Raw genomic sequence first — 8,437 nt, 5'->3', positions numbered from 1 at the left:
AGTGTGATTGGTATAAGGTCTATTCAGTAATCAGAAACTACTGATAACAGCAAACCATACTGGCAGGTTATTCTTTACTATTCAATGTGTTACTAATTGATGCGTCACTACTCAATGAATGGCACTACAAAGTGTAATAAATTATAAATACCCATTTATGATGCCAAGGATTATTTCGCCTATTGTCAGCTTAATGCGAGTAATTAGGATATTCATAGCTTTGGCCAGTGCATGCAGAATTGATAGGCTTGCAACTGCTGTTGTACCGATTCTAGTGATGTTGCTGTTGCTGTTGCTATTGTAGATGGGCTATTTGTATTTGATGCTTGCTCAGGTGTAGAAAAGTAGATATCGACCTCCAGTAGCGCGGCATAAGGTAAGGTGAATTGACTAAAAAGGCCGTTGTTTTGCTGAGCTTTTAATATATGCCCTAGAATGACCTTGATGACTCCGCCGTGAGTCACCATTAGCACAGACGCTGTGGCATCCTCTGAGGTCGTTGTTTGATTGGCATGACTTTCTAACAGTTGAGATAACTCGTTTAATACTCTTAATTCAAAGTCAGCTAAAGTTTCTCCGTTGGGAGGGCTATTTTTTGTCTGCCAAGGATCACGCCAAAAGGCGTCCATTTTTTCCGCCGAGTGCTGATAAAGCTCATCAAAGGTTTTGCCATCCCAGTCGCCAAAGTCCATCTCCGCAAAACCGTTAAGAGTGCTCATCACTAGCTTGTTCTCTACAGCGGTCTTATTGCTCCAAAGAGCGCATCGCTGCAAAGGTGAACTGACGATCTCAGTGGGTAATTGAGGAATAGCAGAAAACGCCTTATCCATCTGTGCTTGCCCCGCTTGGCTGAGCAACACATCCACTTGTCCCCTTAAAATGTTGCCACCTTCACATTGACCATGACGTAACATCCACAACTTTAGCTGCTTCATTGCAATCTACCTTGAGCTATTCATATTCACTTTTTTACTCTCTGTAATCTATTCAACAGGGGAAACAGCAGAAAGTCACTAACATTCCTTGAGATACGCGTACATACGTACAAGCTTTTTGACTCTTTAAGCTCAATAACTATAAAAATGAAATGATAGGAGATCATTTATGGTGTTTTAGGTGGAGTATTAAACAGAACGCGGATTGTGACAGGTGTACTAGCTTTTTGTTTGTATAAACCCAATAACTATATAAATGGAATTATAGTAGATCATTTTTGCAAGATTTAAGCGTGGGTATAAAAAAAGGCTCACCAAATTTGGCAAGCCTTAGGATTCTAGCAACTAAAACTTATGCTTAGTTCATGCCGTATTTTTTAAGTTTCTTACGAAGTGTACCACGGTTGATACCCATCATAGATGCAGCGCGAGTTTGGTTGCCGCGAGTGTATTGCATGATCATGTCTAGTAGTGGTTGTTCAACCTCAGCTAGCACTAGCTCATAAAGGTCGTCTACATCCTGACCATTTAATTGTGCAAGATAGTTTTTAACTGAAACTTTTACTGAGTCGCGAAGTGGTTTTTGCGCGATTTGGTCTTGAGCTGTTACTGTAGTAACTGTTAGTGCTTCAGAAGTCAGGTTTTGTTCGAACATATTCAATCTAGCTCTTCTCGTAATTATAATGCAACCATATCCCTATCAATGATAGGAATTGAAATACTCTTCTAATGCGTCTAATTGCGCAGGGGCAACTTCGATGGCATTGAAGACACGGCGAAACTCACGTGCCTGTTCGTGCTCTTTTAGGTACCAACCCACATGCTTTCTTGCAATGCGCGGACCTAAGAACTCACCATAAAACTGATGAAGCTCGTGAACATGACCAAGCATGATGTCTTTTACTTCCTGCATAGGAGGCTCGGGCATCGTGGTGCCGTTTTCTAAATAATGTTGGATTTCTTGAAAAATCCACGGACGACCCTGGGCGGGACGACCAATCATCAAGGCGTCTGCACCGGTAAACTCCAGTACATGCTTTGCTTTTTCGGGGCTATCTATATCGCCATTGGCAATTACAGGTATCGAAATAGCTTGCTTAACCGCTTTGATGCTCTCGTATTCGGCCTCTCCTTTGTACATACAAGTTCGCGTTCTACCATGTAGAGCAAGGGCCTGTATGCCGCAGTCTTCGGCTATTTTAGCGATTTCGACACAGTTCTTATGCTCTGTATCCCAACCGGTTCTGGTTTTTAATGTCACAGGGACATCGACCGCATCTACTACTGCTTTCAGAATTTGTTCAACAAGCTCTGGATGCTTTAGTAGCGCTGAACCCGCTAGTTTCTTGTTCACTTTTTTAGCTGGGCAACCCATGTTGATATCGATGATTTGCGCACCGCTCTCTACATTAAATTGCGCAGCTTCTGCCATTAATTGTGGATCTGATCCTGCAATCTGTACTGAGCGAATGCCCGATTCGGCTTCATGTACTCTTCGTTGCAGTGATTTTGATGTATTCCATGTCTTAGGGTTGGCGAGCATCATTTCACTGACAGCCATACCAGCACCGTATCGAAGACACAACTCTCGAAAGGGTCTGTCTGTAACGCCAGCCATAGGTGCTACAATCAAATTATTCTTAAGTTCGTATTTACCGATTTTCAAATCATGGTCACATTATTAACAGCAAGGGCGCGCATTTTACGCATTTTTTGCGCGCGTGAAAAGCCTAATATTTGAGCATTTCAAAAAATATTTGCGAACTTGGCTGTTTTTTACACAAATTTTGATGTGACTCAACTAGAGTGCTTTTTTCCAGAGATGCGACACCACTCTTGCATCTCTACAATAGGGTCTACATTAAACTGGTCACGATAGTAATTTGCGACATCTTCTGCTTGTGTATCGAGCACGCCAGACATAGCAAGTTCACCATTTTCTTTAACCAGTGCTTTGATTACAGCGGACAGGTCACGCAATGGACCGGCTAAAATATTAGCCACAACAACGTCGGCAATCAGACCTTCAGGTTGGTCTTGCGGTAGGTATAGTTCTAATTGCTCTTTTACACCGTTGCGCTCAGCATTAGCGGTAGAGGCAAGGATCGCTTGTGGATCGATGTCGATCCCGATCACTTTTTTCGCGCCTAGCTTGATCGCAGCGATCGCGAGAATGCCTGAGCCACAACCAAAATCGACCACGGTTTTTCCTGCAAGGTCTAACCCTTCTAGCCACTCTAAGCAAAGTGAAGTGGTTGGGTGTGTACCGGTACCAAAGGCTAAGCCTGGGTCAAGCATAACATTGACGGCATCTGGCTCAGGGATTTCACGCCAGCTAGGGCATACCCATAAACGCTCACCAAATTTCATTGGGTGGAAGTTATCCATCCACTCGCGTTCCCAGTCTTTATCTTCAAGCTGCTCTACTTTGTGCGCAAAGCCTTGCTCAAGAAGCTGACTTGCTTCGATTTGCTGTAAAATCCATTGTGTGTCGGCTTCAGCGTCATATAGGGCTAGGATGTCTGTTTCACCCCATAGGCGTGTTTCGCCCGGTAGTGGCTCAAATACAGGCGTATCTTTAGCATCTAGGAAGGTAACGGAAAGGGCACCAGTTTGTTCCATCAACATATCACCGATTTGCTCGGCATTTTTGTCGGTGGCGTTAAGTTTGATTTGAATCCAAGGCATGGAGTTCACTCTGCGTATTGATAATTGGCGTGGATTTTAGCAGTAAATTTAACCAACTTCATCTATACAAATAAAAAGGGTGTTAGCCAACATGGTTGGCTAACACCCTTAATTACGCTAAGTATTTAGTTAATACTTATTGCAGACCAAGCTTCTTCTCAAGATAGTGGATGTTTGCACCACCATGTTGGAAGTTCTCGTCATTCATGATGTCGAGTTGTAGAGGCACGTTAGTTTTAATGCCTTCAATGATCATTTCGCTAAGTGCGTTTTTCATGCGTGCGATAGCAACATCACGGTTCTCACCAAAGGTGATCAGTTTACCAATCATTGAATCGTAATGAGGTGGCACTGTGTAACCTGAGTAGATGTGAGATTCCCAACGAACACCCATACCACCTGGAGCATGGAAACGTTCAATTTTGCCTGGGCAAGGTAGGAAACGCTCTGGATCTTCAGCATTGATACGACATTCAACCGCATGGCCGCGAATTTTGATGTCATCTTGAGTGAATGATAGAGGCTGACCTGCTGCAACACGAAGCTGCTCTTTAATAAGGTCAACGCCAGTTACCATTTCAGTTACTGGGTGCTCTACCTGAATACGGGTGTTCATTTCAATGAAGTAGAACTCGCCGTTTTCGTATAGGAACTCAAAAGTACCTGCACCGCGGTAGTTGATTTCAAGACAAGCACGAGTACAACGCTCACCGATGTACTTACGCATATCGTCAGTGATACCTGGTGCTGGTGCTTCTTCGACTACTTTTTGGTGACGACGTTGCATTGAACAGTCACGTTCGCCTAAGTGGATTGCGCCACCTTGGCCATCAGCAATTACTTGAACTTCAACGTGACGAGGGTTTTCTAGGTATTTCTCCATGTAAACCATATCGTTGTTGAAAGCAGCTTTTGCTTCTGCGCGAGTCATAGCGATAGCTTCTACTAGTTCATCTTCAGAGCGAACGACACGCATACCACGACCGCCGCCGCCGCCAGAGGCTTTGATGATAACAGGGAAGCCAATGCGTTTAGCATGAGCTTTGTTGGCTGCCGCGTTGTCATCAAGAGGACCGTCAGAACCAGGAACACAAGGTACGCCTGCTTTTTTCATTGCGTTGATAGCAGCAACTTTGTCACCCATGATGCGGATGGTTTCAGCTTTAGGACCCACAAAAATGAAGCCTGATTTTTCTACTTGTTCTGCAAAATCTGCATTTTCAGAAAGGAAACCATAGCCTGGGTGGATCGCTACAGCACCAGAAACTTCTGCTGCTGAAATGATACGTGGGATATTTAGGTAGCTGTCGATACCGCGAGCAGGACCGATACAGATTGACTCATCAGCAAGTAGAACGTGTTTAAGATCACGGTCAGCTGTTGAGTGAACGGCTACGGTTTTAATACCTAGCTCTTTACATGCGCGAAGAATACGAAGCGCAATTTCGCCTCGGTTCGCGATGACTAATTTGTCTAGCATAATGTCGACCTCTATTATTCGATAACGATCAGAGCTTGGTCGAATTCTACCGGAGCACCATCTTCAACAAGAATTGCAGTAACTACGCCAGATTTATCGGCTTCAATTTGGTTCATCATTTTCATTGCTTCAACGATACAGATAGTGTCGCCAGCAGAAACAGATTGGCCTACTTCTACAAATGATTTTGTATCTGGACCAGGAGCACGGTAGAAAGTACCTACCATTGGAGAAAGAACTTTATGACCGTTATCAACAGGAGCTGCAGGCGCTTCAGCAACAGGTGCTGCTGCAGGAGCTACAGGTGCAGGAGCTGGCGCTGCTACAGGTGCAGGTGCTGCTGCGTAATGGATTGGTGCAACAGGTGCATTACCGTGACGGCTGATACGTACCGATTCTTCACCTTCAGAAATCTCAAGTTCTGCAATTCCAGACTCTTCTACTAGCTCGATTAACTTCTTTATTTTGCGAATATCCATGATTCTTCTCTTGTCTTGTGTGTGGCCTCTCGGTGTTATCGAGATGGCTTAGATTTATTTTGCCTGCAGGTGTTGTTTCGCTGCCGACAATGCGAAGTTGTATCCTTGTGCCCCGAGTCCACATATCACCCCAACCGCTTTATCGGATAAATAGGAGTGATGACGAAATGGTTCTCTGGCGTGTACGTTGGATAGGTGTATTTCAATAAACGGAATATTGACCCCGAGTAGTGCATCTCTTAGAGCAACACTGGTGTGGGTGAATGCGGCTGGGTTGATGATAATGAAATCGATCTCTCCCATGGCATTATGGATAGCGTCGATGAGTTCGTATTCACGATTGGACTGAACGTGTGTCAGTTCTATTCCTGCTTGATCGGCTTGTTGCTGCAGCTCATGGATAATATCGTTTAATGTCGCATAACCATAAACTTCTGGCTCTCGTTTGCCGAGTAGGTTTAAGTTTGGACCGTTTAGGAGTAGAACACGTGATTTTGTAGTCATCTTGTCGCTATCTTCCGTTAATGTGAGTTATTCACTGTTGCCTTTAATTATTTTACGAATCCTGAATAATTTCCAGTCAGAATTATGTCAAAAGACAAATTAGCGCATGATTATAGCTAATTCAGCGAAATTAACAGCAAATTACTGGTCTAATCACATATAAGTGATTGAAAGTTAGTCTAGTCACGTCATTATTTAATTATGCAGAATGCCGATTAAGTAATCATAGGTTAACTAATTAATTTTATTATGGTTAATTTGTAACCGTCTTTAAACAAAAAAGCCGTCACGATGTGACGGCTATTTACTTTGCTATCGGTGGTTAAACCAGTTCACTTTTTTCGGAAATCAATTTTTCTACCACGCTTGGGTCGGCCAGTGTTGAGGTATCGCCAAGATTGCTGGTATCTCCGGTGGCAATTTTGCGCAAAATACGGCGCATGATCTTACCGGAACGGGTTTTGGGTAGCGAATCTGTCCAGTGCAAGGTATCTGGAACGGCAATAGGACCAATTTCTTTTCTTACCCATTCTTTCACTTCTTTGTGCAGTTCCGCACTTGGGTATTCATCGGCATTGAGAGTGATGTAAGCGTAAATGGCTTGGCCTTTAATATCGTGCGGGACTCCCACAATAGCGGCTTCAGCAATTTTATGGTGCGCGACTAATGCGGATTCTAATTCGGCGGTTCCCATGCGGTGACCGGATACATTCAGTACATCATCCACACGTCCTGTTATCCAGTAGTAACCGTCTTCATCTCGTCGTGCGCCATCTCCGGTAAAGTACATGCCTTGGAAGGTAGAGAAATAAGTTTGTTCAAAACGGTCATGATCGCCATACACGGTACGCATTTGTCCCGGCCATGAGTCCAGAATCACCAAGTTGCCTGACGCTTCACCTTCAATCAGATTCCCCATGTTATCCACCAGCGCAGGTTGTACGCCAAAGAATGGACGAGTGGCAGAACCCGGTTTTAGGTCGGTTGCCCCAGGAAGTGGCGAGATGAGGATTCCGCCGGTTTCGGTTTGCCACCAAGTATCCACAATTGGAGATTTGGCATCGCCAATGGTGTTGTAATACCACTCCCAGGCTTCTGGGTTAATCGGTTCACCCACTGAGCCCATAATACGCAAACTGTCGCGGCTGGTGCCTTGAATGGCTTCATCGCCTTTTGCCATTAGTGCGCGAATAGCGGTCGGCGCTGTATAGAGCAACGTGACTTGGTGTTTATCAACCACTTCACTCATGCGGCTAGTGTTGGGATAATTAGGAACACCTTCAAATAAGATGGTAGTCGCGCCATTGGCAAGAGGCCCATACACTAGGTATGAGTGACCGGTTATCCAACCTACATCTGCGGTACACCAGAATATGTCATCCGGTTGGTAATCAAAGATGTATTTAAAGGTCATGGTGGCATACACAAGATAGCCGCCAGTGGTGTGCAGTACCCCTTTCGGTTTGCCCGTTGAACCAGAGGTATAAAGGATAAATAGGGGATCTTCGGCGTTCATTTCTTCAGGGGGACAATCAGCGTCTACATTGGCGATAGCGTCATGCCACCAAACATCCACATCGGCATTCCAAGCCACATCCGCGCCAGTGCGCTGAAAAACAATCACTTTGTTTATGGTAGTGACATTGGGGTTACTCAATGCTTGGTCTACGTTTTTCTTGAGTGGCACCGCGCGTCCGCCACGCACGCCTTCGTCGGCGGTAATCACGACTTTTGCATCTGAATCGTCAATGCGTCCTGCCAGTGCTTCAGGTGAGAAACCGCCAAACACCACAGTATGCACCGCGCCAATGCGAGTACATGCCAGCATAGCGACGGCCGCTTCGGGAACCATTGGCATATACAGGCAGACCACATCGCCTTTTTTTACGCCTTCGGCTTTTAGCGCATTGGAAAATAAACACACTTGCTGGTGCAGTTCATTAAAGGTGAGAGTTTTATCGTCGGCGGGATCATCGCCTTCCCAAATAATCGCTACTTCGTCGCCGCGCGTTGCAAGGTGACGGTCAATACAGTTGGCCGATACGTTCAAGGTGCCATCTTCAAACCATTTGATACCTACATGCCCAGTGTCAAAAGAGGTTTCTTTGACTTTAGTGAAGGGCTTAATCCAGTCGACAATTTTGCCATGCTCCGCCCAAAATGCTTCTGGGTTACTGACGGACTGCTGATACATGCTCAAGTAGGTATCGTTGTCTGCATGGGTGACCGATTTTATGTTCTGTTTTACTGGATAGATGTGGGTTTCACTCATTGCTGATCTCCTTGTGAATACGGCTATTTTTTTACACGCTGGCTTAACCGCTGTTTCGCTATCTGACGATTGTTGTAAT

Annotated in this window: 8 protein-coding genes; all 8 read right to left on the bottom strand. The window is 44.9% G+C overall.

Features of this window, described 5'->3' with window-relative positions:
* Positions 1 to 212: 212 nt before the first annotated feature.
* The 8 genes from VHA01S_RS16520 to acs all read right to left on the bottom strand — a co-directional run bounded on the left by VHA01S_RS16520 (position 213) and on the right by acs (position 8,358).
* Positions 213 to 935: a histidine phosphatase family protein gene (locus VHA01S_RS16520; protein ID WP_023405481.1), complete on the bottom strand. Its 723-nt coding sequence runs from the start codon at positions 933 to 935 to the stop codon at positions 213 to 215.
* 358 nt (positions 936 to 1,293) lie between these two features.
* On the bottom strand, positions 1,294 to 1,590 hold the full coding sequence (fis, locus tag VHA01S_RS16515; protein WP_017027299.1) for a DNA-binding transcriptional regulator Fis: 297 nt from the start codon (positions 1,588 to 1,590) through the stop codon (positions 1,294 to 1,296).
* A gap of 45 nt (positions 1,591 to 1,635) precedes the next feature.
* Positions 1,636 to 2,601, bottom strand: a complete 966-nt coding sequence (gene dusB / locus VHA01S_RS16510; protein WP_023405480.1) for a tRNA dihydrouridine synthase DusB — start codon at positions 2,599 to 2,601, stop codon at positions 1,636 to 1,638.
* A 131-nt stretch (positions 2,602 to 2,732) separates the two neighbouring features.
* On the bottom strand, positions 2,733 to 3,623 hold the full coding sequence (gene prmA, locus VHA01S_RS16505) for a 50S ribosomal protein L11 methyltransferase (protein WP_023405479.1): 891 nt from the start codon (positions 3,621 to 3,623) through the stop codon (positions 2,733 to 2,735).
* Positions 3,624 to 3,759: 136 nt separating this feature from the next.
* Entirely contained in the window at positions 3,760 to 5,103 is a 1,344-nt protein-coding gene (gene accC / locus VHA01S_RS16500) for an acetyl-CoA carboxylase biotin carboxylase subunit (protein ID WP_023405478.1), read from the bottom strand.
* Between the two features lie 14 nt (positions 5,104 to 5,117).
* Positions 5,118 to 5,582 (bottom strand): acetyl-CoA carboxylase biotin carboxyl carrier protein, encoded by a 465-nt coding sequence (accB, locus tag VHA01S_RS16495; protein ID WP_023405477.1) that lies wholly within the window; start codon positions 5,580 to 5,582, stop codon positions 5,118 to 5,120.
* Positions 5,583 to 5,636: 54 nt separating this feature from the next.
* On the bottom strand, positions 5,637 to 6,086 hold the full coding sequence (gene aroQ, locus VHA01S_RS16490) for a type II 3-dehydroquinate dehydratase (protein ID WP_023405476.1): 450 nt from the start codon (positions 6,084 to 6,086) through the stop codon (positions 5,637 to 5,639).
* 322 nt (positions 6,087 to 6,408) lie between these two features.
* On the bottom strand, positions 6,409 to 8,358 hold the full coding sequence (acs, locus tag VHA01S_RS16485) for an acetate--CoA ligase (protein ID WP_023405475.1): 1,950 nt from the start codon (positions 8,356 to 8,358) through the stop codon (positions 6,409 to 6,411).
* Positions 8,359 to 8,437: the final 79 nt, after the last annotated feature.

The sequence above is a fragment of the Vibrio halioticoli NBRC 102217 genome (genome assembly GCF_000496695.1).
GTDB classification, from domain to species: Bacteria; Pseudomonadota; Gammaproteobacteria; order Enterobacterales; family Vibrionaceae; genus Vibrio; species Vibrio halioticoli.
Note: the sequence above shows the minus strand (reverse complement) of the source record. Positions and strands in the feature narration are given on the sequence as shown.

Bases quoted from the DNA above. Each gene is read 5' to 3' on its own strand.
- VHA01S_RS16520 (WP_023405481.1), bottom strand. From the start codon at position 935: ATGAAGCAGCTAAAGTTGTGGATGTTACGTCATGGTCAATGTGAAGGT.
- fis (WP_017027299.1), bottom strand. From the start codon at position 1,590: ATGTTCGAACAAAACCTGACTTCTGAAGCACTAACAGTTACTACAGTA.
- prmA (WP_023405479.1), bottom strand. From the start codon at position 3,623: ATGCCTTGGATTCAAATCAAACTTAACGCCACCGACAAAAATGCCGAG.
- accC (WP_023405478.1), bottom strand. From the start codon at position 5,103: ATGCTAGACAAATTAGTCATCGCGAACCGAGGCGAAATTGCGCTTCGT.
- accB (WP_023405477.1), bottom strand. From the start codon at position 5,582: ATGGATATTCGCAAAATAAAGAAGTTAATCGAGCTAGTAGAAGAGTCT.
- aroQ (WP_023405476.1), bottom strand. From the start codon at position 6,086: ATGACTACAAAATCACGTGTTCTACTCCTAAACGGTCCAAACTTAAAC.
- acs (WP_023405475.1), bottom strand. From the start codon at position 8,358: ATGAGTGAAACCCACATCTATCCAGTAAAACAGAACATAAAATCGGTC.